Here is a 26,281-nt window from a genome sequence, read left to right as displayed (position 1 = left end):
CGTGGTGGCCTTCCTGGCCTCGCCGGACTCCCGCTGGGTCACGGGCCAGCACCTGGACGCGACGGGCGGCCTGCAGCCAGCGCTGCTGTGAGCGGAGCGGTCACGGGTCACGGGCAGTCGGCGGAGCGCCCGGCGGCAGTGAGTACGGCGGCGGTGGGGTGCGCGCGGCGGTGGAGCGCCACCGCGGCCCGGCCGCGGGGGCGTTCCGGCGGCTTTCCGGGCCTCCGTCCGGGAAGCCGCCACCGCCGATCGGGACGACGATGGAAAGGGGCGCGGAGCCGGGCGCCACAGGCCCCGTTCTGCTAGATTGGTCTATACCACATCCGTCCACACCTCTCAGATCGGCAGGCCCCGCGTGGAAGTTGTCATCGTCCCGGACGCCAAGGCAGGCGGCGAGCTCATCGCGGAGGCCATGGCCGCCCTGGTCCGCCGCAAGCCCGACGCCCTGCTCGGCGTGGCGACCGGCTCGACCCCGCTGCCCATCTACGAGGCCCTCGCGGCCAAGGTCGCGGCCGGCGAGGTGGACGCCTCGCGGGCCCGCATCTGCCAGCTCGACGAGTACGTCGGCCTCCCGGCCGGCCACCCCGAGTCCTACCGCGCCGTGGTCCTGCGCGAGGTCGTGGAGCCCCTGGGCCTGTCCGAGGCCTCGTTCATGGGCCCGGACGGCTCGGCCGCGGACATCGTGGGCGCCTGCGAGGCCTACGACCGGGCGCTCGCCGAGGCCGGCGGCGTCGACCTCCAGCTGCTGGGCATCGGCACGGACGGCCACATCGGCTTCAACGAGCCCTGCTCCTCGCTGGCCTCCCGGACCCGGATCAAGACGCTGACGGAGCAGACCCGCGTCGACAACGCGCGCTTCTTCGACGACGACATCGAGCAGGTGCCGCACCACGTCATCACCCAGGGCATCGGGACCATCCTCGACGCCCGCCACCTGGTCCTCCTGGCCACCGGCGAGGGCAAGGCGGAGGCCGTCGCGCAGACCGTCGAGGGCCCGCTGTCCGCGCTGGTCCCGGCCTCGGCGCTGCAGCTGCACCGGCACGCGACCGTCGTCGTGGACGAGGCCGCCGCCTCGAAGCTGAAGCTGGCGGACTACTTCCGCCACACGTACGCCGCCAAGCCGTCCTGGCAGGGCCTGTAGCCCCGCCGGCACGCCGAAGGGCCGGACCCCCGGGAGGGTCCGGCCCTTCGGCGTACGCGGGCGGGAAGCGCCGCTGCGCGGGGTGCGGGGCGTTGCCCCCGGCAGCGGTGCCGGCGCTCCGGCCTAAGCCCCCGCGATGACCTCGGCGGCGGCGCGGCCGCAGACGCGCGAGGCGCCGTGCGTGGCGATGTGGAGCGCGCCGCGCGGCTCGGCGCGCGGGAGGCCCATCTCGACCACGACCGTGTCCGGCCGGGCCGCGACCAGGGCGTCGAGCGCCTCGGTCATCCACGGGTGGCGGTGCGCGTCGCGGACCACGGCGACGACCGTACGCCCGCCCGCCGCGGCCAGGACCTCCCCGGCCACGGCGCCCTGCGGGTACGTGCCCGAGGCCGTCCCCGGCATCAGGGCGGCGAGTTGGGCGGCCACCCCCCACGGGGTCTCGTCGCCCACCGCGATGTTCGCGACCGGGGTCAGCGTGGCCACGTACGGAGGCGCGGCGACCGGGGTCCGGACGCCGGTGACCGTGAGCGCGCGGCGGGCGGCGGTCAGGCCGATGCCGGACGCGCCGCTCCCCTCCTGCCGCGCGTCCGGACGGACCCGCCGGGTCCACTCCGCCAGGGACCGCACCCGGGCGGCGGCTTCGGCGAGGCGGTCCTCGGGCAGCGTGCCCTCGCGGACCGCGGCCACGAGCGCGTCGCGCAGCCTCAGGACGGTCGCCTCGTCGGCGAGCCCGCCGCCCACGCAGATGGCGTCGGCGCCGGCCGCGATGGCCAGGACCGAACCGCGCTCGATGCCGTACGTCCCGGCGATGGCGTTCATCTCCATGCCGTCGGTGACGATCAGGCCCTCGTAGCCGAGCTCCTTGCGCAGCAGGCCCGTGAGGATCTGCGGGCTGAGCGTGGCGGGCCGGGTCGGGTCGAGGGAGGGCACCAGGATGTGCGCGCTCATCACGGCCTTGGTGCCGGCCGCGATGGCCGCCCTGAAGGGGACGAGCTCGCGGGCGTGCAGGGTGTCGAGGTCCACGTCGATGCGGGGCAGCGCGTGGTGCGAGTCGACGTTGGTGTCGCCGTGGCCCGGGAAGTGCTTGGTGCACGCGGCGACGCCGGCGGCCTGGAGGCCCTCGACGTACGCGGCCGTGTGCCGGGCCGTCAGCCGGGTGTCGGCGCCGAAGGACCGGACGCCGATGACCGGGTTGTCCGGGTTGGAGTTGACGTCGGCGGACGGGGCCCAGTTGAGGTTGACCCCGCACGCGGCGAGGCGGCGGCCGAGCTCGCGGGCGACGTCCCGGGTCAGGCCGGTGTCGTCGACGGCGCCGAGGGCCAGGTTGCCGGGGAAGGACGAGCCGCCCCGGACCTCCAGGCGGGTGACGTCGCCGCCCTCCTCGTCGATGGCGACCAGGACGTCGTCGCGCTCGGCGCGCAGCTGCGCGGTCAGCGCGGCGAGCTGCTCCGGCGAGGCGATGTTGCGGCCGAACAGGCCGACGGCGGTGAGGCCCTCGCCGACCTGGCGCAGCAGCCAGGCGGGGGCGGTGGTGCCTTCGAATCCGGGCTGGAGGACCGCGAGGGCGTCACGGGTGACGGCGTCGTTCGCGGCCGTGCGGTGCGCAAGGACAGTCATGGGGCCGTTATCCCTTCACGGCGCCGGCGGTCATGCCGCCGACGGCCTTGCGCTGGAGGAAGATGAAGATCAGCAGGACCGGGACCGCGAAGAGCGAGGACGCGGCCATGGTGGCGCCCCAGTCGTTGCCGAAGGCCGACATGAACTCGGTCAGCCACAGGGGCAGGGTCTGCGCGGACTTGTCCTTGTTCAGGATCAGGACCATCGCGAATTCGTTCCAGGCGGTGATGAAGCCGAAGAGCGAGGTGGACATCAGGCCGGGGGCCAGCAGCGGGAAGATCACCTTGCGGAAGGCCTGGCCGCGGGTGCAGCCGTCGATCTGGGCGGCTTCCTCCAGCGTCACCGGGACGGCGGCGATGAAGCCGCGCAGGGTCCAGATGGTGAAGGGGAGGATCATCGCGAAGTAGATCGCGGTGAGCAGCGGGAGGCTGTTCAGCATCTCGCTGTCGCGGGCGATCATGTACATCGCGATGACCATGACCTCCCAGGGGGCCATCTGCGCCATCATCACGGTGAGGACGAGGCCCTTGCGGCCCTTGAACTGCATCCGGGCGAGGGCGAAGCTCGCGGCGAGGGCGACGAGCAGGGACAGCGCGACGGCGCCGACGGTGACCAGGACGCTGTTGGTGACGTACGTCCAGAAGTTGGGGACCCCGGTGGCCTTGGTGAAGTTCTCCAGCGTCGGGGTGAAGACGAAGACCGGGTCCTTCGTGAGCATCTGGCTCGACGGCTTGAGGGCCGAGGAGAACATCCAGTACACGGGGAAGACGAAGACCAGGGCGAGAAGGAGCGCGCCGAGGTTCTTGGCCACTGCGGCGGGGCGGACCGGCTTGCGCGTACGCAGCTGCTGCGCGGGCTTCGGCGCGGTGGGGGTGGTGGCGGTGCTGCTGCTCACTGCTCCTCCTCCTGCTTCAGGATCAGGCGGAAGTAGAAGGACATGACGACCACGAGGATCAGGATCGTCAGAACGGAGATCGCGGCGGCGAGGCCGTAGTGCGCCTGGCTCTGGCCCTCGACGTAGGCGAAGACCGGGAGGATCTCGGAGGCGCGGTCGGGGCCGCCCTTGTTCATCGCGTAGACCTGGGTGAAGGCTTTGAAGACCCAGATCACCTCAAGGAACGTGGTGATGAGGAAGAACGGCTTGAGGTTCGGGAAGACGATCTTCCAGAAGGTCTGCCAGCCGTTGGCGCCGTCCATGCGGGCGGCCTCGTACAGCTCGGCGCCGACCGTGGTCAGTCCGGCGTACATGTTGAGGGCGACGAAGGGGATGGAGCCCCAGACCACGAGGATCGTCACGATCGTGAGCGTGGACAGGCCCGTCTGCATCCAGTTGTGCTGCTCGTAGCCGGCGAAGCCGGCGCTGCGCATCACCCAGTTCATGACGCCGAACTGCTCGTCGAAGAGCCACCGGAAGACCTGCACGGAGGCGACGATCGGCATGGCCCAGGCCATCACCAGCGCCATCGACAGGACCAGGCGCATCTTCTTGCCGAGCCGGTTCAGCAGGATGCCGACCAGGCTGCCGATCACCATGATCAGTACGACGTTGGCCGCGGTGAAGGCGAAGCTGCGGACGACCACGGTCCAGAAGTCCGCGTCGGCGATGAGCTCGGCGTAGTTGGAGAACCCGGCGAAGGGGTACTTCCGCTGGATGAACTCGACCTTGTTGATGTCCTGGAAGGACAGGATCACGTTCTTGATCAGCGGGTACAGCAGCAGTGTCGCGAGGGCGAGCACCGCGGGCCCGACCAGCAGGTAGGGCAGCCACCCCGAGGGGAGCGAGGTTCGGCCCCCGCGAGGGGACTGGGGACCGGGACCGGTCGGGGACACGGTCTTCCCGGGCCGTCCGGCGGACTTCTGTGGTGCGTCCTGTGGAGCGTCGGTCATCGCCCCGGGGGAGTGCACGGTCATGGCGTGGCTTCCTCGCGGTTGACTGTGGAGTCAAAGACGCGACCGGGGGCACGGCAGGCGGCTGGGCGCCTGCCGTGCCCCCGGTGCGATCACACTGCTGGGTGGTGCGGGAACTGCGGGGTGGGACTACTTGTTGATGCGGTTCGCGATTTCCTTGTCCGCGTCCGCGCCCGCCTTGGCGGCGTCCTCACCGTTCAGGACCTTGGTCATGAACTCCTTGATGGGGTTCGGCTCGGTCTCGACGTTCGCCCAGCCCGCGGTGACCGGGGTGATCTTGCCGTTGACGCCGGCCTTGGCCATGGCCTCGGCGAAGGAGCCCGCGGCCGGGGTGAAGTTCGCGCCGGCCTGGTTCGGCAGCAGGGCGCCCTTGGTCTCGGCGGCGTACTTGGTCATCTGGTCCTTGCCTGCGGCGAGGGCCAGCCACTCCTTGGCGAGGTCCTTGTTCTTGGAGCGCTCGGCGACCGCGAGGTTCGAGCCGCCGAGGAAGACGGTGCCGCTCTTGTCGGCGGTCTTGCCGGGGATCGGGAAGTAGCCGAAGTCGGCTTCCTTGCCCGCCTCCTTCAGGGCCTTCTCGGCGCCGCCGGCCTCCCAGCCGAGACCGATCCAGGACGCGACGCCGCCCTTGGGGACGATGTCGGTGGACTGCTGCGGGTTGGCCTCGTCCTTGTCCTTGGGGGCGGTGGAGAAGGACTGGATCTTCTTGTAGAAGTCCATCGCGGAGGCGGCCTGCGGGGTGCCCAGTCCGCCCTTCCACTTGCCGCCGTCCTTGACGGCGAGGTCGCCGCCCTCGTCCCAGACGAGACCGGCGAAGACGTACCAGCTCTGGCCCGGGAGGTAGATCGGCTGCGAGGCCGGGTCGGCCGCCTTCAGCTTCTCCAGACCCGCGACCCACTCCTCGCGGGTCTTCGGCGGGGTGACGCCGGCCTTCTCGAAGGCCTTCTTGTCGTAGATGACGACGCGGCTGGCGGCGTACCACGGGGCGGAGTAGAGCTTGCCGTCGACCTCGGCCGAGGCGAGCATGCTCTTCTGCCAGGCGTCGGCGCCGAGCTTGGCCTTGTCGCCGCTCAGGTCGGCGAGGCCGCCCGTGACCGCGTAACCGGCGGTCTGGGTGTTGCCGAGCTCAATGACGTCCGGAGGGGTGTTCTCGGAGAGGGCCGTGGTGACCTTCTCCTGGATGCCGGTCCACTTCTGCTCCTCGACCTTGACCGTCACACCGGGGTGCTTGGCCGAGAACTCCTTGTTGACCTCGTCGATCCAGGCCTTCGGCGCGGAGCCGTCCATCACCCAGACGGTGATTTCCTTGGGGCCCGAGTCGGCCTTGGCCTTGTCGTCGCCGCCGTTGCCGCACGCCGCGACTCCGGCCATCATGCCCGCGACACTGACCGCCACGATGAGCTTGCGCTTCACGCCACCCTCCTCAGGGATGCCTGCCTGCACTTCCCTTGCCCGCCGCGGTGACATACGCGAAGTACTGCCGTGGGGCCGGGATCTGATCCATATTGGTTTAGACCAGTAGCTGGAGCTTGGCCTAGACCTTTAGGGGTGTCAAGGGTCTAATGAGCGGGTGCTCGGTCCGTTATCGGACCGACACCTGGGGAGAGAGAAGGCCTGTCCCCCCACACGTGTCACGATGTGACCGCACATATCGGAGGAGCCGGTGACGGCAGCGAAAACGGAGTCGGGAAGGCGGGCGGCGATGGCCACCGAAGGGGCGATCACAGAGCCGGAGAGCGGGGCAGCCACCCGCACCGCGCGCGTTCCCAAGTACTACCGACTCAAGCGGCACTTGCTCGACATGACCGAAACCCTGCCGCCCGGCACCCCCGTGCCCCCGGAACGCACGCTCGCGGCCGAGTTCGACACCTCCCGGACCACCGTCCGGCAGGCGCTGCAGGAACTCGTGGTCGAGGGCCGGCTGGAGCGGATCCAGGGCAAGGGCACCTTCGTCGCCAAGCCCAAGGTCTCCCAGGCGCTGCAACTCACCTCGTACACCGAGGACATGCGGGCCCAGGGACTGGAACCCACCTCCCAGCTCCTGGACATCGGCTACGTGACGGCCGACGACACCCTCGCCGGACTGCTCAAGATCACCACCGGCGGCCGGGTCCTGCGCATCGAGCGGCTGCGGCTGGCCAGCGGCGAACCGATGGCCATCGAGACCACACACCTCTCGGCCAAGCGCTTCCCCGCCCTGCGCCGCTCGCTCGTCAAGTACACCTCGCTCTACACCGCTCTCGCCGAGGTGTACGACGTCCATCTCGCCGAGGCCGAGGAGACGATCGAGACCTCCCTGGCCACCCCGCGCGAGGCGGGACTGCTCGGCACCGACGTCGGCCTGCCGATGCTGATGCTCTCCCGGCACTCCCTGGACGCCGACGGGGAACCGGTGGAGTGGGTGCGCTCGGTGTACCGCGGGGACCGCTACAAGTTCGTCGCCCGGCTCAAGCGCCCCGCCGTCTGACCTCATTTTCTCCGGACCGGTATACGGACGGGGGCTTACGTTCACCGGTCCCTCTCCCGTAGATTCCCTGCGCTCACGCAGATGATCTACGAGGGGACGAGGATCATGCCGGAACCGGTAGCAACGGGAACAGAACGGGACGCGGCGAGTCCGGACAGCAGGCCGGGCTCGCCGTCTCCGAAGTCCATCGCCGCGTGGGTGCTCGTCGGACTCGTCGGCGCCATCGGCTGGGGCGTGCTCGCCCTCTCCCGCGGCGAGGAGATCTCCGCCGCCTGGCTGCTCGCCGCGGCACTGGGGTCGTACGCCATCGGCTACCGCTTCTACGCCCGGTTCATCGCGCGGCGCGTACTGAAGGTGGACAAGACCCGCGCGACGCCCGCCGAACGCCTTGACAACGGTGTCGACTTCCACCCCACCGACCGCCGGGTGCTCTTCGGCCACCACTTCGCCGCCGTCGCCGGCGCCGGGCCGCTCGTCGGACCCGTGCTCGCCGCGCAGATGGGCTACCTTCCCGGCACCATCTGGATCGTCGCCGGCGTCATCTTCGCGGGCGCCGTCCAGGACATGGTCACGCTGTTCTTCTCCACCCGCCGCGACGGCCGCTCGCTCGGCCAGATGGCCCGGGACGAGATCGGCCCCGTCGGCGGAGCCGCCGCGCTGGTCGCCGTGTTCGCCATCATGATCATCCTGCTGGCGGTGCTGGCGCTGGTCATCGTGAACGCGCTGGCCCACTCCCCCTGGGGCGTCTTCTCGATCGGCATGACGATACCGATCGCGCTCTTCATGGGCTTCTACCTCCGCGTGCTGCGCCCGGGCCGGGTCACCGAGGTCTCCGCCATCGGCGTGGCCCTGCTCCTGCTCGCCATCGTCTCGGGCGGCTGGGTCGCCGAGTCCTCCTGGGCGGACACCTTCACCCTGGAGAAGGAGACCCTGGTCATCTGGATGGTGGCCTACGGCTTCTTCGCCTCGGTGCTGCCGGTGTGGATGCTGCTGGCACCCCGCGACTACCTGTCCACCTTCATGAAGGTCGGCACCATCGCGCTGCTCGCCCTGGGCGTGGTCATCGCGATGCCCACCCTGAAGATGCCCGCCGTCACCGAATTCGCCACCCGCGGCGACGGCCCGGTCTTCGCGGGCTCGATGTTCCCCTTCGTCTTCATCACCATCGCGTGCGGGGCCCTGTCCGGATTCCACTCCCTGGTCTCCTCGGGCACCACGCCCAAGATGATCCAGAAGGAGACCCAGGTCCGGGTCATCGGCTACGGCGCGATGCTCACCGAGTCCTTCGTCGCCATCATGGCGATGATCGCGGCCTGCATCATCGAGCCCGGCCTCTTCTTCGCCCTGAACTCCCCTCCCGGCGTCATCGGCACCACCGTCGAGACCGCCTCGCAGGCGGTGACCAACTTCGGCTTCGCCATCAGCCCCGAGGCCCTCGCGCAGGCCGCGAAGGACGTCGAGGAGTCGAGCCTGCTCTCCCGTACCGGTGGCGCACCGACCTTCGCACTCGGAATGTCGGAGATCTTCTCGGCCGTGATCGGCGGCACCGCGATGAAGGCCTTCTGGTACCACTTCGCCATCATGTTCGAGGCGCTGTTCATCCTGACCACGGTCGACGCCGGTACCCGCGTCGGGCGGTTCATGCTCCAGGACACCCTGGGCAACGTGCACAAGTCCTTCAAGGACGTGAGCTGGAAGCCCGGCGTCTGGTTCGCCAGCGCGATCGTCGTCGGCGGCTGGGGCTACTTCCTGTGGGTCGGCATCAAGGACCCGCTCGGCGGCATCAACCAGCTCTTCCCGCTGTTCGGCATCGCGAACCAGCTGCTCGCCGCGGTCGCCCTCGCGGTCTGCACCACGCTGCTGGTCAAGTCCGGGCGCCTCAAGTGGGCCTGGGTGACGGGCCTGCCGCTCGCCTGGGACGTGTCGGTCACTCTCACCGCGAGCTACCAGAAGATCTTCTCCGAGGACGTGAAGGTCGGCTTCTTCGCGCAGCGCGAGAAGTACCAGGCGGGCATCGACGCGGACAAGGTGCTGCCGCCCGCCAAGACCATGGACGAGATGCACACCGTCGTCACCAACGCCACGGTGGACGGCGTGCTGTCGGCGCTGTTCGCGGTCCTCATCATCATCGTGCTGATCGACGCGGCCCGGACGTGCTTCAAGGCCATCGCCCACCCGCAGTCGGTGAAGCTGTCCGAGGTCCCCTGGACCGAGTCGAAGATCATCGCCCCGGCCGGTCTCATCCCGACCGCGCAGGAGCGCGCGGAACTCGCCGCCGCCGGCCTCGACCCCAACGGCGGCCGGGTGAAGGAGCCCGCGGCCTCATGAGCACGCTGCGCGGAGTCCTGGCCAAGACCTGGTTCTACCTGCGGGAGTTCTCGGGGGAGGCGGCGTACGACCGCTACGTCGCCCACACGCGCTCCCACGACCCCGACGCGGAGGTCCTGACGCGCAGGGCCTTCGAACGCGCCCGCACGGACTCCCGCGAGGCGGACCCCCGCGAGGGCTTCCGCTGCTGCTGAACACACCCGCGACGAAGGGCCCCGCCGGATCCGGCGGGGCCCTTCCGGTCTGTCAACGCACCCAGTCCTTCAGGGGCTCGGTTCGGAGCGTGACACCGACCGGATCGGGGAGCTCCACATCCTTGCCGAAGGGCACGGTCCTGACCGCCTCGTAGCAGTGGCCGTCGGGCTCGCTGTGGACCACGACCTGGCACGCGGTCCGGTCGATCAGCAGATAGACCGGAATGCCCGTCTCCGCGTAGGCGCGAGGCTTCTCCCGCCGGCCGCGGCGGTCGGTGTCCGAGTCCCACGAGGTCACCTCGACGACCATGAGGACAGGACTCGGATCGACCCACTCACCCTGCCCGGCGAAGGCTTCGGCGGGAGCCAGCGCGGCGTCCGGGATCGCCCGGCCTCGGTGAGCATGTGCGGCCGGTCGATCATTGCGGTCACGGAGGGCTCGCCTCCTTCGACGGTCTGCTTCGACCATAGCGGAGAGGTACGTCACGCGAACGCCGCGTCGCGTCCGACACAACATGTGGGGGCCAACGCAGACACCCGCCCCCACATGTATGCTCAAGGCTGCTGTCGCCGCAGGGGAATCCGGTGCGAATCCGGAACTGTCCCGCAACGGTATGAGATGCACCGATCAGTGCATCGCAAGTCCGAAGGCCTGCCGACAGCGCGCCCGGCTCGACCGAACCGGGCGTCGTACGTCCGGGCCTCGCGGTTGGGCCGAGGGACGCCATGCGGTGCACGTACTGCCTGCCCTGTCCGGGCCGACGCGTGCCCAGGCCCGCATGCGCCCGCTCGCGCGCCGATCCGACGAGGACCGGACCGAGCGAGGGAGAGCTCCCCCCGTGACCATCGCGCCTGCCGCACCGCGCTCCGAGTCCGCCGGCACCGAGACCGCGGCCGAGCCCGGGGGGCCCGGGGCCGCGCTGCTGCGCACCCTGACCGAACTCACGGCCGACCTCCCCGACACCGACCCCGGTCGGGTCGCCGCCGCCGCGCTGCGCGGCCGCAGCGCCGCCGCCGACGAGGCCGAGCTGCGCGGACTGGCCACCGAGGCCGCCGCCGGGCTCATCTCCGAGGACCCCGCGTACTCCCGGCTCGCGGCCCGGCTGCTGACGCTGGCCGTCGCCGACGAGGCGGCGGGCCAGGGCTCCACCTCCTTCTCCGCGTCCGTCGAGGTCGGCCACCGCGAGGGGCTCATCGCCGACCGCACCGCGGAGTTCGTCCGCACCCACGCGAGCCGGCTGGACGCGCTGGTCGAGCACACCCTGGCCGAGGGCGCCGACGACCGTTTCGGCTTCTTCGGCCTGCGGACCCTGCACAGCCGCTACCTGCTGCGCCACCCGATCACCCGCCAGGTCGTGGAGACCCCGCAGTACTTCATGCTGCGTGTCGCCTGCGGCCTCGCCGAGGACCAGAGCGTCCAGGCCGTCGAGGAAGTCGCCTCGCTGTACCGGCTGATGAGCCGCCTGGACTACCTGCCGTCCTCCCCCACCCTCTTCAACTCCGGCACCCGGCACCCGCAGATGTCCTCCTGCTACCTGCTGGACTCCCCGCTGGACGAGCTCGACTCGATCTACGACCGCTACCACCAGGTCGCACGCCTGTCCAAGCACGCCGGCGGCATCGGCCTCTCGTACTCCCGCATCCGGGCCCGCGGTTCGCTGATCCGGGGCACCAACGGGCACTCCAACGGCATCGTGCCGTTCCTGAAGACCCTCGACGCCTCCGTCGCCGCCGTGAACCAGGGCGGCCGCCGCAAGGGTGCCGCCGCCGTCTACCTGGAGACCTGGCACGCGGACATCGAGGAGTTCCTGGAGCTCCGCGACAACACCGGCGAGGACCAGCGCCGTACGCACAACCTGAACCTCGCCCACTGGGTGCCGGACGAGTTCATGCGCCGCGTGAACGCCGACGCCGACTGGTCGCTGTTCTCCCCCTCCGACGTGCCCGAGCTCGTGGACCTGTACGGCGACGACTTCGACGCCGCGTACCTGAAGGCCGAGGCCGCCGGCCTCGCCAAGAAGTCCATGCCCGCCCGCGACCTGTACGGCCGGATGATGCGCACCCTCGCGCAGACCGGCCAGGGCTGGATGACCTTCAAGGACGCCTCCAACCGGACCGCGAACCAGACCGCGCTGCCCGGCACCGTCGTCCACTCCTCGAACCTCTGCACCGAGATCATCGAGGTCACCAACGACGGCGAGACGGCCGTCTGCAACCTCGGCTCGGTCAACCTCGGCGCGTTCGTGCTGCCGGAGTCCGGCGAGATGGACTGGGAGCGCCTCGACGAGACCGTCCGCACCGCCGTGACGTTCCTCGACCGCGTGGTGGACATCAACTTCTACCCGACCGAGCAGGCCGGCCGCTCCAACGCGAAGTGGCGCCCCGTGGGCCTGGGCGCGATGGGCCTGCAGGACGTGTTCTTCAAGCTGCGGCTGCCCTTCGACTCCGCCGAGGCGCAGGCCCTGTCCACGAAGATCTCCGAGCGGATCATGCTGGCCGCGTACGAGGCCTCCTGCGACCTCGCCGAGCGCAACGGCCCGCTCCCGGCCTGGGGCGAGACCCGCACCGCCCAGGGCGTGCTGCACCCGGACCACTACGGCGTCGAGCCGACCTGGCCGGAGCGCTGGGACGCCCTGCGCGCCCGGGTCGCGACCTCCGGCATGCGCAACTCCCTGCTGCTCGCCATCGCCCCGACCGCGACGATCGCCTCCATCGCCGGCGTGTACGAGTGCATCGAGCCGCAGGTGTCCAACCTCTTCAAGCGCGAGACGCTGAGCGGTGAGTTCCTCCAGGTCAACGCCTACCTGGTGGACGAACTGAAGGAGCTCGGCGTCTGGGACGCGCAGACCCGCGAGGCGCTGCGCGAGTCCAGCGGCTCGGTCCAGGGCTTCGGCTGGATCCCCGCGGAGGTCCGCGAGCTGTACCGCACCGCGTGGGAGATCCCGCAGCGCGGCCTGATCGACATGGCGGCGGCGCGCACCCCGTACCTCGACCAGTCCCAGTCGCTGAACCTGTTCCTGGAGACGCCCACCATCGGCAAGCTCAGCTCGATGTACGCGTACGCCTGGAAGAAGGGTCTGAAGACCACGTACTACCTGCGCTCGCGCCCGGCGACGAAGATCGCCCGCGCGGCGTCGGGCGCGGCCGCCGTCCCGGCCGCCGCCACCGCCCTGCCGCAGGCCGTCGAATCCGACGCGCTGGCCTGCTCCCTTGAGAACCCCGAGTCCTGCGAGGCCTGCCAGTAATGAGCTCCACCCAGAAGAACCTGCTCGACCCGGGCTTCGAACTGACCCTGCGTCCGATGCGCTACCCGGACTTCTACGAGCGCTACCGCGACGCGATCAAGAACACGTGGACGGTCGAGGAGGTCGACCTCCACTCGGACGTCGCCGACCTCGCGAAGCTGACGCCCTCCGAGCAGCACATGATCGGCCGGCTCGTCGCGTTCTTCGCGACCGGCGACTCGATCGTCTCGAACAACCTGGTGCTGACGCTCTACAAGCACATCAACTCCCCCGAGGCGCGCCTGTACCTGTCGCGCCAGCTGTTCGAGGAGGCCGTGCACGTCCAGTTCTACTTGACGCTGCTCGACACCTACCTGCCCGACCCGGACGACCGGGCGGCCGCCTTCGACGCGGTCGAGGAGATCCCCTCCATCCGCGAGAAGGCGCAGTTCTGCTTCAAGTGGATGGACTCGGTCGAGAAGATCGACCGGCTGGAGTCGGCGGCCGACCGCCGCCGCTTCCTGCTGAACCTGATCTGCTTCGCCGCGTGCATCGAGGGCCTGTTCTTCTACGGAGCCTTCGCCTACGTGTACTGGTTCCGCTCGCGCGGCCTGCTGCACGGCCTGGCCACCGGCACCAACTGGGTGTTCCGCGACGAGACCATGCACATGAACTTCGCCTTCGAGGTCGTGGACACGGTCCGCAAGGAGGAGCCGGAGCTCTTCGACGACGCCCTCCAGCAGCAGGTCACGGACATGCTGAGGGAGGCCGTCGAGGCCGAGCTGCAGTTCGGCCGCGACCTGTGCGGTGACGGGCTGCCGGGCATGAACACGGAGTCGATGCGCGAGTACCTGGAGTGCGTCGCGGACCAGCGCCTGGTCCGGCTGGGCTTCCCCCCGGTCTACGGATCGCAGAACCCGTTCTCCTTCATGGAGCTGCAGGGCGTCCAGGAGCTGACCAACTTCTTCGAGCGCCGCCCGTCGGCCTACCAGGTCGCCGTCGAGGGCACGGTCGACCTGGACGAGGACTTCTAGGCCAGTCCGCCGCGTTCGGCCGCCGGGTTGGCCGAGAACCGCGGGGCGGTTGTCCCGATCCACCCCCGTGCGTAGTCGAACGGTGGCGTACGGTGAACGGGCTCGGGCCGGCCGCTCCCGCACAGTGGTCCCGCCGCACCCTCTCACCACAGCCCTGGGGGCCCGTATGTCCCGTACCGCCCGTATCGTCACCGCCGTCGCGTTCGCCGTACTGCTCGCCGGCGGCACGGCCGCCACCGCCGCCGCGGACAGCGGCTGGGGCGACGCCCCGGTCGACAGCGGCTGGGGGTCCGCCCCCGTCGACAGCGGCTGGGGCTCCGCTCCCGCCGGGGACCCGGCGCCGCGGGGGTGATCCCCGTCCCCGCCCGCGCACGGCTGAGGCCCCGCTCCGGATCCGGAGCGGGGCCTCGACCGTGCGGACGCGTCGGCGATCAGCCGTTCGGGACGGTCTCGTAGCGCGGGGTGCCCTCTTCCATCTGCCGCAGGGCGTCCTTGCGGTCCCGCTTGGAGAGCCGGTCGATGTACAGGTAGCCGTACAGGTGGTCGGTCTCGTGCTGGAGGCAGCGCGCGAAGTAGCCGGTGCCGCGCACCTTGATCGGGTTGCCCTGCGCGTCCTGGCCGGTGACCTCGGCGTAGTCGGGGCGGGCCAGCGCGGCGTAGGCGGTCGGGACCGACAGGCAGCCCTCGTTCGAGTCGTCGAGCACGCGCGCTCCGGCCGGCAGCTCCACGAGCTTCGGGTTGACCACGACACCGGTGTGCCGCCTGCCGTCGTCGTCCGGGCAGTCGTAGACGAAGACCTTGGCGTCGACGCCGATCTGGTTCGCGGCCAGGCCCACGCCCTCGGCCGCCTTCTGGCTGGCGAACATGTCGTCGATCAGCTGCGCCAGCTCGTCGCCGAACTCGGTGACGTCCTTGCACTCCCGGTGCAGGACCGGGTTGCCGACGACCGTGATGGGGCGGGCGGTGCCGCGCTCGCGGTGGGCGAGCTCGCGCTCCGCACAGTCCTCGGTGTCCACGACGTACCCGTCGTTCGGGACCTCGACCGCACCGACAACCTCGTTCTCCTGCTGCGCCATGTCCGCCGTACGCCTTCCGTAAGTCCCAGCCACCGATGGTCGCCGATGGCCATCAATGTGCCGGTACAGCCTACGGCCCCGGCTCAGCAGACTTCTTCGAGATCCCGCCACTCCCGGCTGTCCGGGCTGTCCGCGACCCAGCCGTCGAGCAGCCCGCGCACCAGGCCGGCCGGCGCCGCGATGCCGCACTCCCGCTCGGGCACCCACAGCGAACCGGAGCCGGCCGTGCGGTGCCCCAGCGGTCCGGGGTGCCCCGGCTCGCTGTGGTCGTGCGGGTCCAGGTGCTCCCCGTCGCCCTCGTCGCTCGGCATCTCGCTCTCGGAGCAGGTCCGGCACAGCAGCCGCACCGACGAGGACCAGTCCTCGGCGGCGAAACCGGCGTCCGAGGCCAGCTGCTCCAGGGCGTCGCGGTCCGCCTCGGTGGCGGCCTCCAGCAGCACCACCCAGGTGGGCACGGGCGACGGCGCCCACAGCTCGATCTCGTCGAAGACCGGGTACGAGGGCCCGGCCGCGGTGACCCGCTCCCCGTGCGGCACGCCGTCGTGGAGCACCACCTCGCCCCAGCGCCGCCCCGAGGAGGGCAGCGGGATCGACAGGACCTCCATGCGCGCAGGGTCCAGCCGGCGGCCCCAGACCACTTCCGCCTCGCCCTCGGGCGAGAGTCGTACCGCGGCGCTGCCGAGCTCCATCCCGACCGGTTCGCCGTTGCCCTTGCCGCCCGCTCCGTGCTGGTCCCCCGGCACCTTCAGTCCGTACGCCTGCCAGGCGCGCCGGGCCAGCGGCCAGTCCTGGAGCGCGGTGGCGGCGATGCCGACGTTCCACCAGTCCGGGGCTCCGGTCTCCCGGTCCAGCAGGGCCACGGCGCGCAGCCCGGCGGCCCGGGCCTGCTCCCAGTCGTGCCGGAACTTGTGCAGCAGCGCCAGGTTGAACCAGGACTCGGACAGCCAGGGCTCCAGGTCGGCGGCTCTGGTCAGGAGCGCGCCCGCGTCCTCGTACCGCCCGTCGCCGATCAGCGTGAACGCGCGGTCGGTGGCCTGCCGCCACGAGGCGGAGGGCCGATGCCGTACCTTCCCGAAGATCCTCACGATTCCCGCCTGCCGGTCCTACGGTGCAGCCTTGCGGACACTGTCTCGGTCCCTCTTACTGGCATCCAACCATGCCCACTCGGACGGCCGCTCATTACCCATGGGTTACCCAGGTAGGGCGGGAACAACTCTGTCACGTCCGCCCCTGGCCAGAACCCTCGCCAGGGACTCCACCACCTCCGGCTGGTAGTCCTGCCCGGTCCCCAGCCGGAGCTGCTCCAGGACGGCCAGTGAGCCACCCGGGTGAGGGCGCGCCCCGAGCAGGTCGTCGTACGCGTTCACCGCCCGCACGATGCGGGAGGCGACGGGCTGCTCCCGGTACGGGTCCGCCTGCCGCTCCACCACCACCGCCACCTCGGGGGGCACCCCGGTCTGGCGGGCCACCTCGCCGCCGAGAGCCGCGATCCGCCGGGCCTCGGCGGCGGGCAGCTCGGCGGTCGCCCCGGCCGGGACCGGGTCGACGAGGGAGAGCTGTCCGATGTCGTGCATCAGGGCCGCGTACTCCAGCACCGCGAGCTCCCGCTCCGACAGGCCCAGCTCGCGGCCGACGGCGCAGCTCAGGGCGGCGACCCGGCGGGCGTGGCCGGGCGGGGTGCAGCCGGCGATCTCCGTGGCGCGGGCCAGGGAGGTGATGGTCTGGCGGTAGGTGGTGCGGATGGAGGTGATCCGGTGGAAGGACAGCTGCGTCAGCAGCAGGGGCACGCTGAACACCGGCAGGGCCCACGGCCCGGCGACGGCCACCCCCAGGGCCATGACCACGCCGGTGGCGCAGATCGCCGAGCCGATGCCGGTCTGGGCCCGCAGCTCGTCGCGGAGCAGGGGCCCGTACGGCCGGCCGCCCTCGGCCCCGGCCAGGGCGGCCGCGAGCACGGCGTCGCACAGGGCGGTGAGGCCGAGCAGGAAGAGCAGGAAGAGGACGAGGTACGGGCCCGCGCCGACGTGCTCCGCCACATGGCCGGAGCTGTGCAGCGGCTGGAAGCAGACGGCGGCGAAGGTGACGGTGAGGACCCGGCGGGCCAGGTGGCCGACGGCGGGGCCCCGGCCCCGGGCCACGTGCGGGACGGTGCCGGCGAGGGCGGCGGCGACGACGACGGCGACGATCTGGAGCACCCCGTGGTGGGTGGGCTGCCCGGCGTTCTGGCCCAGCAGGGCGTAGGCGAGGGCCCCGGCGGAGGCGAGCGGCGCGGGCCGGCGGTCCTCGGCCGGCGGGTGGCCGGCGCCCTCGGCCCGGTGGCCCGCGCGGTGGTCGCGGCGGGCGAGCTCGCCCACGGTGATCAGGGTGCCGAAGAGCAGCGCGGTGGCGGGTTCGACGAGGCCGTTCCACAGGGTGTGGGCGAGGGCCGCGACGGTGAGCAGGGCGGCCGCCCCGCGCACGGCCCACGCGGCGCTCTTCCTCATGCGCCGGCCCCCGGTCCGCGCCGCGCGGCGTCGCCCTGCCCGGCCGGGGCGCCCCCGGCCGGACGGGAGCCCTGGCCGGGCAGGGCGGCCAGCGGCGGGACCGCGGGGCCGCCCCGGGCGGAGGCGGCCGGGATCTCGGCGGGGGCCGGGTCCGGGAGCGGTGCGGGACCGGCCGGCGGGCTGCTGCTGATCACCTGGAGGTCCGCGTCGGAGGTGACCACCGGATGCCATCCGTCGCGATCGACGGCCCCGGTCAGCGCCCGCACCATCGCCGGGTCGAACTGCGCCCCCGCGCACCGCTGCAGCTCGGCCAGGGCGGTGGCCACGGGTCGGGCCCGGCTGTAGGAGCGGGTCGAGGTCATCGCGTCGAAGGCGTCGGCCACCGCCACCACCCGGGCCAGTACCGGGATCTGCTCGCCGGCCAGGCCGTACGGGTAGCCGGAGCCGTCGATCCGCTCGTGGTGGTGCAGGATCGCCGCGCGCGCCTCCCCCAGGAAGCCGATGCCGCGCACCATCTCGTGCCCGTACTCGGGGTGGAGTTCGATGATCCGCCGCTCCTCGGCGGTGAGCGGCCCGTCCTTGCGCAGCAGTCGGGTGGGGACCCCGAGCTTGCCGACGTCGTGCAGGATGCCGGCGATGCGGACGACTTCGAGCCGGTCCTCCGCCATGCCGAGCTCGCGGGCGATCATCGCGGAGGCCTGGCCGACGCGTTCGCTGTGGCCGCGCGTGTAGCGGTCCTTGATGTCGACGGCCTGGACGAGCGCGCGGATGGTGGCCCGGTGGGCGGCGCGCTCGCGGTGGTACTGGGCGAAGACCCAGCAGGAGATGTACATCGGCAGCAGCACGAGCAGGGCGGCCGGCAGTCCGTACGGGCTGCGCCACATGACGGCCATCATCAGTCCGGCCAGGCCGTGCACGCAGTGCGGGACGAGGGAGCGGGTGAGCTGTCCGCGCCAGGCGGTGGCGGCGGGCCGGCGCTCGGCGGCGGCCAGCACACCCGCGTCCAGAGCGGTGAGCACGAGGCAGAACACGGCGGCCGCGACGGCGGCGGGGAGCAGCGCGTACGGGAAGTCGGCCATCCGGACGGCCGCCCCCGAGCCCCCGGGCGGTCCCCCGCCGAGCGCCTCGGGGCCGTGCAGCAGCCCGTACACCCGTCCGGCCGCCCAGGCGGCTGTCGCCTGCTGCGCGGCGTGCCACACGCGGCGCACCCACGCGGGCCGCTGGACGACGGCGCCCGCCAGCCCGCCGGGCAGCGCCACCAGCGCGGCGGCGGCGGGCGGCAGCAGGAGGACGGCGGCCAGCACCACGGGGAAGAAGGAGCCGATGCCCTCGGGCACGCGGCTGCCCACCAGCGGGCAGATCCGGACGAGTTCGCAGCCGAGGTAGAGCACGGCGAGGAGGGCCGCGGCCGGCCAGGGCGTGCCCGGGTCAGTGAGGGCGGGCGCGGCGCAGGCGAGGGCGGCCAGTACGGCGCACAGGATGTATCCACGGGCCAGTGGTGGAAGTGACCGCATGGTGCCCTCCTCCCCCTGTGCCGTGCACGCCCGGTACCGAATCGAACCAGTACCGAATGGGGAGAATAGGCGGGGCCGCGGGCCCGCCGGGGCACATTTTCCGATTGGGCCATGCGGACGCCCCCGGATTAGCACCTTCGGGTGAACGAAGTGCCCTTCCGGGGGCGGATGTCGAGAGCCGCGCCGACCGCGTCAGCCGGCGGCGGGATTCTCCGCGGTGATGTCGTGGTCGGGCACGGCCTGCCCGGACCTGATCAGTTCGATCCGACCCATCACTTTCGACCGCAGGTCGGCCGGCACGTCGTCCGATCCGCAGCAGCGCTTGACCAGCTTCTTCACGGCCTGCTCCAGGCCGTACTTCTCCAGGCAGGGGTTGCACTCGCCGAAATGGGTCTCGAACTTCGTGCAGTCACTGTCCGGCATCTCGTGGTCGAGGAACTCGTAGAGATGGTCCAGGACCTCGGCGCACTCCGTCTCGTGCGGCTCTCCGCAACTCATGAGCCCGAGCCTTTCCGGTCGTTCGACTCTCCCGCGCCGGCGGGGACGAGCCCGCGCTCACGGGCGTAGTCCTCCAGCATTCCGCGGAGTTGACGGCGGCCACGGTGCAGTCGCGACATGACCGTACCGATGGGTGTACCCATGATGTCCGCGATCTCCTTGTACGCAAAGCCCTCTACGTCGGCAAGATAGACCGCGATGCGGAACTCCTCCGGAATGGCCTGAAGGGCTTCCTTCACATCCGAATCGGGCAGGTGGTCGAGCGCCTGCGACTCGGCGGACCGCAGTCCCGTCGACATGTGCGACTCGGCGCGCGCCAGCTGCCAGTCCTCGATCTCCTCCGCGCCGCTGCGCTGGGGTTCGCGCTGCTTCTTGCGGTAGGAGTTGATGAACGTGTTGGTCAGGATGCGGTAGAGCCACGCCTTCAGGTTCGTGCCCTCGCGGAACTGGTGGAAGGACGCGTACGCCTTCGCGTACGTCTCCTGGACCAGGTCCTCGGCGTCGGCCGGGTTGCGCGTCATGCGCAGCGCGGCCGAGTACATCTGGTCGAGGTAGCCGAGGGCGTCCCGCTCGAAGCGCGCGTTGCGCTCCGGGGTCGTCTCCTCCGCGTGGCCTTCGTCGGTCCCAGCGACAGGACCCACCTCCTCCGACTGCGTGGCGGCTCCGAAAGCGGATCCGCTCGAATCGGAGAATAGTCGACCATCCCGGCCCTCCGCCGCCCGGAGCGAGCCGCGCTTGGGCCCGGGCAGGACCGTCCAGTCCAGGTCAGCGGCCTGCGGACGGTTCTGGCTGATGACCTGGGTCATGCGCTCGCTCTCCTCCGACGTTTTCCCGTGCGTACCGACATCCGGGACAACAGAGGTGCCCCGCGCCGCATTCCCGGCCCGGGGGCCCGGTTCTCGGCCCCCGGCCGGGCGGCGCGGGCTTTTCGGGGGCCGGGTGAGCTCCGTCACCGCCCGATCGCGCCGCCGAGTCCGTCAGGTTCCGGCCGCCGGGGTGCGGGCGTACGGCCGTCCGGTGGTGCGGAGCCGGCCCGGCCGGTCAGCCGGCGAGCCGCTCCAGCCACCGCGCCGCGGCCCCGGTGATCACGGCGAGGGCCTCCTCCTGGGTCGTCTCCGCCCGTTTCGGCACCGCGAAGCCGTGGTCGCCGTACGCCACCTCCACCAGCTCGTACGGGTCCCCCGGGCCCGGCGGCGGGAACTCCGCGGGGTGCCCGAAGGGGTCCCGGGCCCCCTGGACCACCAGCGTGGGCCGACCGGCGCCGGTGAGCTCCGCGGCGCGGGACTTCTCCGGGCGGCCCGGCGGGTGCAGCGGGAACGCCAGGGCCAGCACCCCGGCCGCGTCCAGTTCCGCGGCCGTCCGGCAGGCGACCCGGGCCCCGGCGCTGCGACCGCCCGCGACGACCGGCAGGCCCGGCTCCGTGAGCCTCGGCCACAGCGCCCGCCAGCCCTCGTCGAGCACCTTGGGGGCGGCGGCGACCTTCTTCCCGGCGACCCGCCAGGGCTGCTCGACCAGCGCCACGGTGATCCCCCGGGCGGGCAGGGCGGCGGCCAGCGCCTGGAGGTCCCTGGCCTCGACGCCGCCGCCCGCGCCGTGGCCGACGGCGAGGACGAGCCGGGCCCGGCGGGCCGGGTGCCAGGTGACGCGGGCCTCGCCCGCCGGGGTGTCGACACTCTCGGTACGCGTGGTCATGGCCCCATCCTGCCGCGCGCCGCCGCCCGGCCGAGGGACCGCGCGGCCGTGCGCTTCCGGCCGGGGGACCCGCGGTCAGAAGAGCGTCTCCTCCTCCGGCGCCGCCAGTTCCGTCAGGAGTTCCGCCCCGTTGTTGCGCACGCTGCTCACGGCCGTGGACACCGGGTAGGCGCGCATCAGCCCGCCCGGCGGCGGCGAGAGCAGCTCCCGCAGCGAGCCCTCGGTGTCGGTGTTCGCCGGGTCCAGCCAGGCGTCCCAGCGGTCGGGGGTCAGCATGAGCGGCATCCGGGGGTGGATGTCGGAGAGTGAGCGGGGCCCCTCGGCCGGCGCCGCCGCCAGCGGTCCGGTCTCCGCCTCCGTGGTGATCACCGAGCAGGTCGCCCACCAGGCGCGGGGGTGCTCGTCGGGCAGGGTGCGGTCGCGCCAGAACTCGTAGATCCCGGCCATGGCGAGGAGGCCGCCGTCGGCGGGGAGCACGAAGTACGGCTGCTTGCGGGCGCGTTTGCGCCTGCCCTCGACCTCCAACCGCCGCTCGTCGTGGGCCGTGACCCACTCGTAGTAGCCGTCGGCGGGGACGATGCAGCGGCGCTGGGCGAAGGGGCGCCGGAAGGAGGGCTTCTCGGCGAGCGTCTCGGCCCGGGCGTTGATCATCCGGGCCGCGCCGTCGGGATTCTGGGCCCAGGAGGGCACGAGCCCCCACGTCAGGACGCGCAGCTGGCGAACCGGACGGCGGTCCCCGGCGTCCTTCACGGGACGGTCGAGGACGACGTGCACCGCTTTCGTCGGCGCCACGTTCCAGTCGGGGGCCAGGGCCTCCTGCGGCTCCCACCTCTCGACACCGAAGGCCTCCACGAGCTCCTCGGGTCCGCGACCCGCCGCATACCTTCCGCACATGGCTGCCACACTGCCATGGCATCCGACCACCACCGCAAGGAGCCCGTCACTTCATGGACCTCAGCACCACGGCCGGCCTGTGGGACCGGCTCACGGGTATACAGGCGGCGCCCGACCTGTGGCTGGTCGTCGCGACCGGGCTGGCGGCGCTGGCCGCCGTTGGCCCGCGGCCGCTGTGGCGGCTGTCGCGCAACGCGATCACCATCGCGCACGAGGGCGGCCACGGCCTGCTCGCGCTGCTGACCGGGCGCCGCCTCGACGGGATACGGCTGCACTCGGACACCAGCGGCGTCACCGTCAGCCGCGGCCGGCCGACCGGCATCGGCATGATCCTCACGGCCGCCGGCGGCTACACGGCGCCGTCCCTGCTCGGCCTCGGCGGGGCGGCCCTGCTGTCCGCGCACCGGATCACCCTGCTGCTGTGGGCGGCCACCGCCCTGCTGGTGGCGATGCTGGTGATGATCCGCAACGCGTACGGGGCCGTGACCGTGGTCCTGACCGGCGGAACGTTCGTGCTGGTGTCCTGGCTGGCCCCGGCCGACGTACAGGCCGTCTTCGCGTACGCGGTGGTGTGGTTCCTGCTGCTGGGCGGGGTCCGGCCGGTCTTCGAGCTCGGGGCCAAGCGGCGGCACGGCGGGGCGCCGGATTCCGACGCCGACCAGCTGGGACGGCTCACGCACCTCCATCCGGTGGTGTGGCTCGTCTTCTTCCACATCGTCGCGCTGTCCTCGCTCGTGGGCGGCGGCCGCTGGCTTCTCGCCCTCTGAGACCCACCGGGCGATCAAGATCCGGCGCCGGGGGAAGCCATTAAAGTGGGGGCCATGACCGAGACCCCCGCGCTCCCCGCCCTCTGGCCCGCTCCGCTCGCCGACGGAACCGTCCACGCCACCGTCACGGTCCCCGGGTCCAAATCGGTCACCAACCGCGCCCTCGTGCTGGCCGCGCTCGCCTCCGAGCCGGGCTGGGTGCGCCGGCCCCTGCGCTCGCGCGACTCCCAGCTGATGTCCGACGCGCTGCGCGCGATGGGCGTCGGCATCGAGGAGACGGTCTCCTCCAGCTCGGCCGGCGCCACCGGCCACACGGTCGGCGGTGAGGCCTGGCGGATCATTCCCGCCGCCCTGCACGGCCCGGCCGCCGTCGACGTCGGCAACGCGGGCACGGTCATGCGCTTCCTGCCGCCCGTCGCCACCCTCGCCTCCGGTGACATCCGCTTCGACGGCGACCCGCGCTCCTACGAGCGCCCGCTCGGCGAGGTCGTCAACGCGCTGCGGGTCCTCGGCGCCCGGATCGACGACGACGGCCGGGGCGCGCTGCCGCTGACCGTGCAGGGCGGCGGGGCCCTGGAGGGCGGCACGGTCGAGATCGACGCCACCAACTCCTCCCAGTTCGTCTCCGCGCTGCTGCTCTCCGCCCCCCGCTTCAACCAGGGCGTCGAGGTCCGGCACGTGGGTACCAACCTGCCGTCGATGCCCCACATCCGGATGACCGTGGAGATGCTCCGTGCCGCGGGCGCCCAGGTGGACACCCCGGAGGCGGGCGGCGAGAAGAACGTGTGGCGGGTCGCGCCGGGCGCGCTGCTCGGCCGCGACCTGGTCGTGGAGCCGGACCTGTCCAACGCCCAGCCCTTCCTGGCGGCGGCCCTGATCACCGGCGGTACGGTCACCGTCCCGGACTGGCCGCGCCGCACCACACAGCCCGGGGACGCGCTGCGCCGGATCTTCACCGAGATGGGCGGCTCCTGCGAGCTGACCGACGACGGTCTGGTCTTCACCGGCACCGGCAAGATCCACGGCATCGACGTGGACCTGGGCGAGGTCGGCGAGCTCACCCCGGGCATCGCCGCCGTGGCGGCCCTGGCCGACTCGGAGTCCGTCCTGCGGGGGGTCCAGCACCTGCGGCTGCACGAGACGGACCGGCTGGCCGCGCTGACCCGGGAGATCAACGCGCTGGGCGGCGACGTCACCGAGACCGCTGACGGACTGCGGATCCGGCCGCGCCCGCTGCACGGCGGCACCTTCCGCACGTACGACGACCACCGGATGGCCACCGCCGGCGCGGTGATCGGCCTGGCCGTCGAGGGCGTGCTCATCGAGAACGTGGCGACCACCGCGAAGACCCTGCCGGACTTCCCCCGGATGTGGGCGGACATGCTCGGCCATGCGCCGCGGGGAGCGGGAGCGTAGGGCCCGTCATGCGCAGGTACGGCAAGAACACCGATGAGGACGACATCCGCCAGCGGCCCAACCCCAAGGGCAACCGGCCCCGGACGAACATCCGGCCCAAGCACGAGGACGCCTCGGAGGGCTTCGTCCTGACCGTGGACCGGGGCCGGCTCACCTGCCTGGTCGGGGACCGCACGGTCCACGCGATGAAGTCCCGGGAACTGGGCCGCAAGGCGGCGGTGGTCGGCGACCGGGTGTGGATCGTGGGCGACCTGTCGGGCAAGAAGGACACGCTCGCCCGGATCGTCCGGATCGAGGAGCGCAGGTCCGTCCTGCGGCGCACCGCCGACGACGACGACCCGTACGAGCGCGTCGTCGTCGCCAACGCCGACCAGCTGGCCGTCGTCACCGCCCTGGCCGACCCCGAGCCGCGGCCCCGCATGATCGACCGCTGCCTGGTCGCGGCGTACGACGCCGGGCTGGAGCCGCTGCTGGTGCTCACCAAGTCCGACCTGACCTCGGCCGACAAGATCCTGGAGATCTACTCGACGCTCGGGGTGAACTACGTGGTGACCAACCGCGAGGAACTGGCCGCGGGCGACGCCGCCGACCGGGTCCGGGAGCGGCTGAACGGCCGGATCACCGCCTTCGTCGGCCATTCGGGCGTCGGCAAGACGACCTTGGTGAACTCCCTGGTCGCCGAGGGCCGCCAGCGCGCCACCGGGCACGTCAACGCGGTCACCGGTCGCGGCCGGCACACCACCACCTCGGCGCTCGCGCTGCCGCTGCCCTCCGGCGACGGCTGGGTCATCGACACCCCGGGTGTGCGCTCCTTCGGCCTGCACCACGTGGATCCGTCCCGGGTGATCCTGGCCTTCCCGGACCTGGTGCCCGGCACGGAGGGGTGCCCGCGCGCGTGCAGCCACGACGAGCCGGACTGCGCGCTCGACGCGTGGGTGGAGGACGGCCACGCGGACCCGGCGCGGCTGTACTCGCTGCGACGGCTGCTGGAGACGCGGGAGCGCCGCGAGGGGGACTGATCCCGCGGCGCCGGGGGTTTGGTTTGCGGGAGGCCCCCTGTGGTGAATGGATAGTCGCATCGAGTGGCGCGCAGGATCGGGCCCGGCCCGCGGCCCCGATCCCGACCGCGGCACGTGACTGCGGGGAGGCATTCGACATGGCCTGGCTGCTGGTCGTGGTCGCCGGACTGCTGGAGACCGGTTTCGCTGTCTGCCTCAAGCTGTCGCACGGGTTCACCCGGCTGTGGCCCACAATCGCCTTCGCCTGCTTCGCGCTCGGCAGCTTCGGCCTGCTGACGCTCGCCCTCAAGAAGCTGGACGTGGGCCCCGCGTACGCGGTGTGGACGGGGATCGGCGCGGCCGGGACGGCGATCTACGGCATGGTCTTCCTCGGCGACCTGGTCTCCACGCTCAAACTCGTCTCGATCTCGCTGGTCATCCTCGGCGTCATCGGGCTGCAGCTGTCCGGCTCGGCGCACTGAGGAGTACGAGCAGCTCCCCCGGCCCCGGCTCCTCCCCCGGCGCGATCACATAGGACAGTGCGAGGCGTACCGCCAGCTCGCAACGGGCCCCGCCCTCGGCCGGTGTCAGCGCGGCGGCGGCCCGGTCGCGGACGGCGCGGGTCAGCTCCCCCGGCCCGGGCGCCCGCCCCGCCGCGGGCAGCCCGGCGTCCCAGCACCCGGTGAGCAGCGCCCGTACGAGGGGGTGCGCGCGGGCCGCCCGTACGGTCCACTCGGCGACGGCCGCGAGCCGCTCGGGGCCCTGCGCCGGGGTGGACAGGGCCCGGTCCACCCCGTCGAGGTAGCGTTCCGCGGCGCGCCGGACCAGGGCGCGGCCCAGCCCCGCCTTGCCGCCGAACTCGTTGTAGAGGGTCTGCCGCGACACTCCCGCGGCCGCCGCCACGTCGACCATCCGCACGGACGGCCAGGGGCGCGCCGAGAGCGCCGCTCCCGCCGCCTCCAGCAGGGAATCCCGGGCTGCCGGCATCATCGCCTCCCACGGGGCCGTGTCACGGGCTTTCGCTGGGCATCCC

At 72.1% G+C, this 26,281-nt stretch carries 24 protein-coding genes, 1 pseudogene and 1 riboswitch; of the genes and pseudogenes, 11 read left to right on the top strand and 14 right to left on the bottom strand.

Annotated elements, in window-relative coordinates; genetic code table 11:
* Window positions 1-355: 355 nt before the first annotated feature.
* Window positions 356-1,141, top strand: a complete 786-nt coding sequence (nagB, locus tag ACFWUQ_RS11200; protein WP_384535966.1) for a glucosamine-6-phosphate deaminase — start codon at window positions 356-358, stop codon at window positions 1,139-1,141.
* Between the two features lie 123 nt (window positions 1,142-1,264).
* On the opposite strand, the gene ACFWUQ_RS11195 is transcribed toward nagB, so the two are convergent.
* The 4 genes from ACFWUQ_RS11195 to ACFWUQ_RS11180 form a co-directional block, all read right to left on the bottom strand.
* The gene (locus tag ACFWUQ_RS11195; RefSeq protein WP_384535963.1) at window positions 1,265-2,758 is read right to left on the bottom strand and encodes a glycoside hydrolase family 3 protein; all 1,494 of its coding nucleotides are present in this window, start codon (window positions 2,756-2,758) and stop codon (window positions 1,265-1,267) included.
* Between the two features lie 7 nt (window positions 2,759-2,765).
* Complete coding sequence (locus ACFWUQ_RS11190; RefSeq protein ID WP_384536027.1) at window positions 2,766-3,602, bottom strand: carbohydrate ABC transporter permease; 837 nt, start codon at window positions 3,600-3,602, stop codon at window positions 2,766-2,768.
* A 47-nt stretch (window positions 3,603-3,649) separates the two neighbouring features.
* Complete coding sequence (locus tag ACFWUQ_RS11185; protein WP_384535960.1) at window positions 3,650-4,669, bottom strand: carbohydrate ABC transporter permease; 1,020 nt, start codon at window positions 4,667-4,669, stop codon at window positions 3,650-3,652.
* 126 nt (window positions 4,670-4,795) lie between these two features.
* The gene (locus ACFWUQ_RS11180) at window positions 4,796-6,076 is read right to left on the bottom strand and encodes an extracellular solute-binding protein (RefSeq protein WP_384535957.1); all 1,281 of its coding nucleotides are present in this window, start codon (window positions 6,074-6,076) and stop codon (window positions 4,796-4,798) included.
* Between the two features lie 289 nt (window positions 6,077-6,365).
* Between ACFWUQ_RS11180 and ACFWUQ_RS11175 the strand changes: the two genes are divergently transcribed.
* The 3 genes from ACFWUQ_RS11175 (at window position 6,366) to ACFWUQ_RS11165 (ending at window position 9,652) form a co-directional block, all read left to right on the top strand.
* Complete coding sequence (locus ACFWUQ_RS11175; RefSeq protein WP_384535955.1) at window positions 6,366-7,130, top strand: GntR family transcriptional regulator; 765 nt, start codon at window positions 6,366-6,368, stop codon at window positions 7,128-7,130.
* A 198-nt stretch (window positions 7,131-7,328) separates the two neighbouring features.
* On the top strand, window positions 7,329-9,458 hold the full coding sequence (locus ACFWUQ_RS11170; RefSeq protein WP_384535952.1) for a carbon starvation CstA family protein: 2,130 nt from the start codon (window positions 7,329-7,331) through the stop codon (window positions 9,456-9,458).
* Window positions 9,455-9,652, top strand: coding sequence for a YbdD/YjiX family protein (locus ACFWUQ_RS11165; protein WP_384535949.1), 198 nt, complete (start codon window positions 9,455-9,457; stop codon window positions 9,650-9,652). The genes ACFWUQ_RS11170 and ACFWUQ_RS11165 overlap by 4 nt, the downstream gene beginning before the upstream one ends.
* Window positions 9,653-9,704: 52 nt before the next feature.
* Here the strand turns inward: ACFWUQ_RS11165 and ACFWUQ_RS11160 are convergent.
* A pseudogene (locus ACFWUQ_RS11160) lies at window positions 9,705-10,049 on the bottom strand (Uma2 family endonuclease); the annotation flags it as partial.
* 144 nt (window positions 10,050-10,193) lie between these two features.
* Window positions 10,194-10,327, top strand: a riboswitch (cobalamin riboswitch).
* A gap of 164 nt (window positions 10,328-10,491) precedes the next feature.
* On the opposite strand from ACFWUQ_RS11160, the gene ACFWUQ_RS11155 reads away from it, so the two are divergent.
* The 3 genes from ACFWUQ_RS11155 (at window position 10,492) to ACFWUQ_RS11145 (ending at window position 14,262) form a co-directional block, all read left to right on the top strand.
* Entirely contained in the window at window positions 10,492-12,897 is a 2,406-nt protein-coding gene (locus tag ACFWUQ_RS11155) for a ribonucleoside-diphosphate reductase subunit alpha (RefSeq protein ID WP_384535946.1), read from the top strand.
* Complete coding sequence (locus ACFWUQ_RS11150; protein ID WP_384535943.1) at window positions 12,897-13,910, top strand: ribonucleotide-diphosphate reductase subunit beta; 1,014 nt, start codon at window positions 12,897-12,899, stop codon at window positions 13,908-13,910. Before ACFWUQ_RS11155 ends, ACFWUQ_RS11150 begins: the two co-directional genes overlap by 1 nt.
* A 166-nt stretch (window positions 13,911-14,076) precedes the next feature.
* Window positions 14,077-14,262, top strand: coding sequence for a hypothetical protein (locus tag ACFWUQ_RS11145; protein ID WP_384535941.1), 186 nt, complete (start codon window positions 14,077-14,079; stop codon window positions 14,260-14,262).
* Window positions 14,263-14,341: 79 nt separating this feature from the next.
* Here ACFWUQ_RS11145 and def read toward each other — a convergent pair whose 3' ends face one another.
* The 8 genes from def to ACFWUQ_RS11105 form a co-directional block, all read right to left on the bottom strand.
* A complete protein-coding gene (def, locus tag ACFWUQ_RS11140) occupies window positions 14,342-14,986 on the bottom strand; it encodes a peptide deformylase (RefSeq protein WP_384535938.1) in 645 nt (214 codons plus the stop codon).
* Between the two features lie 83 nt (window positions 14,987-15,069).
* The gene (locus ACFWUQ_RS11135; RefSeq protein WP_384535936.1) at window positions 15,070-16,071 is read right to left on the bottom strand and encodes a tetratricopeptide repeat protein; all 1,002 of its coding nucleotides are present in this window, start codon (window positions 16,069-16,071) and stop codon (window positions 15,070-15,072) included.
* A gap of 105 nt (window positions 16,072-16,176) precedes the next feature.
* Window positions 16,177-17,469, bottom strand: coding sequence for an HD-GYP domain-containing protein (locus ACFWUQ_RS11130; protein WP_384535933.1), 1,293 nt, complete (start codon window positions 17,467-17,469; stop codon window positions 16,177-16,179).
* Complete coding sequence (locus ACFWUQ_RS11125; protein WP_384535931.1) at window positions 17,466-18,983, bottom strand: HD-GYP domain-containing protein; 1,518 nt, start codon at window positions 18,981-18,983, stop codon at window positions 17,466-17,468. The genes ACFWUQ_RS11130 and ACFWUQ_RS11125 overlap by 4 nt, the downstream gene beginning before the upstream one ends.
* Window positions 18,984-19,175: 192 nt before the next feature.
* Window positions 19,176-19,481 (bottom strand): mycothiol system anti-sigma-R factor, encoded by a 306-nt coding sequence (gene rsrA, locus ACFWUQ_RS11120; RefSeq protein WP_384535928.1) that lies wholly within the window; start codon window positions 19,479-19,481, stop codon window positions 19,176-19,178.
* Window positions 19,478-20,122 (bottom strand): sigma-70 family RNA polymerase sigma factor, encoded by a 645-nt coding sequence (locus ACFWUQ_RS11115; RefSeq protein WP_384536025.1) that lies wholly within the window; start codon window positions 20,120-20,122, stop codon window positions 19,478-19,480. Before ACFWUQ_RS11115 ends, rsrA begins: the two co-directional genes overlap by 4 nt.
* 400 nt (window positions 20,123-20,522) lie before the next feature.
* Window positions 20,523-21,173, bottom strand: a complete 651-nt coding sequence (locus ACFWUQ_RS11110) for an alpha/beta family hydrolase (RefSeq protein WP_384535926.1) — start codon at window positions 21,171-21,173, stop codon at window positions 20,523-20,525.
* Between the two features lie 75 nt (window positions 21,174-21,248).
* Window positions 21,249-22,067: an SOS response-associated peptidase gene (locus ACFWUQ_RS11105; protein ID WP_384535923.1), complete on the bottom strand. Its 819-nt coding sequence runs from the start codon at window positions 22,065-22,067 to the stop codon at window positions 21,249-21,251.
* A 53-nt stretch (window positions 22,068-22,120) separates the two neighbouring features.
* On the opposite strand from ACFWUQ_RS11105, the gene ACFWUQ_RS11100 reads away from it, so the two are divergent.
* The 4 genes from ACFWUQ_RS11100 (at window position 22,121) to ACFWUQ_RS11085 (ending at window position 25,730) form a co-directional block, all read left to right on the top strand.
* Entirely contained in the window at window positions 22,121-22,834 is a 714-nt protein-coding gene (locus ACFWUQ_RS11100; RefSeq protein ID WP_384535920.1) for a M50 family metallopeptidase, read from the top strand.
* A 54-nt stretch (window positions 22,835-22,888) separates the two neighbouring features.
* A complete protein-coding gene (gene aroA, locus ACFWUQ_RS11095) occupies window positions 22,889-24,250 on the top strand; it encodes a 3-phosphoshikimate 1-carboxyvinyltransferase (RefSeq protein ID WP_384535917.1) in 1,362 nt (453 codons plus the stop codon).
* Window positions 24,251-24,258: 8 nt separating this feature from the next.
* Window positions 24,259-25,269 (top strand): ribosome small subunit-dependent GTPase A, encoded by a 1,011-nt coding sequence (gene rsgA / locus ACFWUQ_RS11090; RefSeq protein ID WP_384535915.1) that lies wholly within the window; start codon window positions 24,259-24,261, stop codon window positions 25,267-25,269.
* A gap of 137 nt (window positions 25,270-25,406) precedes the next feature.
* Window positions 25,407-25,730, top strand: a complete 324-nt coding sequence (locus ACFWUQ_RS11085) for a multidrug efflux SMR transporter (protein WP_329099136.1) — start codon at window positions 25,407-25,409, stop codon at window positions 25,728-25,730.
* Here the strand turns inward: ACFWUQ_RS11085 and ACFWUQ_RS11080 are convergent.
* Window positions 25,696-26,235 carry a TetR/AcrR family transcriptional regulator gene (locus tag ACFWUQ_RS11080; protein WP_384535912.1) on the bottom strand — a complete coding sequence of 180 codons (540 nt, stop codon included), beginning with the start codon at window positions 26,233-26,235 and terminating at the stop codon, window positions 25,696-25,698. The two genes, ACFWUQ_RS11085 and ACFWUQ_RS11080, sit on opposite strands and share 35 nt — an antisense overlap.
* Window positions 26,236-26,281 lie beyond the last annotated feature (46 nt).

The sequence above is a fragment of the Streptomyces sp. NPDC058662 genome, from assembly GCF_042716255.1.
Lineage (GTDB): Bacteria > Actinomycetota > Actinomycetes > Streptomycetales > Streptomycetaceae > Streptomyces.
The sequence above is the reverse complement of the archived record's forward strand: the minus strand, read 5'-3'. Positions and strand labels throughout refer to the sequence as shown.

Coding starts and splice junctions, on each gene's coding strand:
- ACFWUQ_RS11085 (WP_329099136.1), top strand. CDS start 25,407: ATGGCCTGGCTGCTGGTCGTGGTCGCCGGACTGCTGGAGACCGGTTTC.
- rsrA (WP_384535928.1), bottom strand. CDS start 19,481: ATGAGTTGCGGAGAGCCGCACGAGACGGAGTGCGCCGAGGTCCTGGAC.
- ACFWUQ_RS11105 (WP_384535923.1), bottom strand. CDS start 22,067: ATGTGCGGAAGGTATGCGGCGGGTCGCGGACCCGAGGAGCTCGTGGAG.
- ACFWUQ_RS11100 (WP_384535920.1), top strand. CDS start 22,121: ATGGACCTCAGCACCACGGCCGGCCTGTGGGACCGGCTCACGGGTATA.
- ACFWUQ_RS11195 (WP_384535963.1), bottom strand. CDS start 2,758: ATGACTGTCCTTGCGCACCGCACGGCCGCGAACGACGCCGTCACCCGT.
- ACFWUQ_RS11185 (WP_384535960.1), bottom strand. CDS start 4,669: ATGACCGTGCACTCCCCCGGGGCGATGACCGACGCTCCACAGGACGCA.
- ACFWUQ_RS11150 (WP_384535943.1), top strand. CDS start 12,897: ATGAGCTCCACCCAGAAGAACCTGCTCGACCCGGGCTTCGAACTGACC.
- ACFWUQ_RS11145 (WP_384535941.1), top strand. CDS start 14,077: ATGTCCCGTACCGCCCGTATCGTCACCGCCGTCGCGTTCGCCGTACTG.
- rsgA (WP_384535915.1), top strand. CDS start 24,259: ATGCGCAGGTACGGCAAGAACACCGATGAGGACGACATCCGCCAGCGG.
- ACFWUQ_RS11130 (WP_384535933.1), bottom strand. CDS start 17,469: ATGAGGAAGAGCGCCGCGTGGGCCGTGCGCGGGGCGGCCGCCCTGCTC.
- aroA (WP_384535917.1), top strand. CDS start 22,889: ATGACCGAGACCCCCGCGCTCCCCGCCCTCTGGCCCGCTCCGCTCGCC.
- ACFWUQ_RS11175 (WP_384535955.1), top strand. CDS start 6,366: ATGGCCACCGAAGGGGCGATCACAGAGCCGGAGAGCGGGGCAGCCACC.
- ACFWUQ_RS11110 (WP_384535926.1), bottom strand. CDS start 21,173: ATGACCACGCGTACCGAGAGTGTCGACACCCCGGCGGGCGAGGCCCGC.
- ACFWUQ_RS11125 (WP_384535931.1), bottom strand. CDS start 18,983: ATGCGGTCACTTCCACCACTGGCCCGTGGATACATCCTGTGCGCCGTA.
- def (WP_384535938.1), bottom strand. CDS start 14,986: ATGGCGCAGCAGGAGAACGAGGTTGTCGGTGCGGTCGAGGTCCCGAAC.
- ACFWUQ_RS11080 (WP_384535912.1), bottom strand. CDS start 26,235: ATGCCGGCAGCCCGGGATTCCCTGCTGGAGGCGGCGGGAGCGGCGCTC.
- ACFWUQ_RS11165 (WP_384535949.1), top strand. CDS start 9,455: ATGAGCACGCTGCGCGGAGTCCTGGCCAAGACCTGGTTCTACCTGCGG.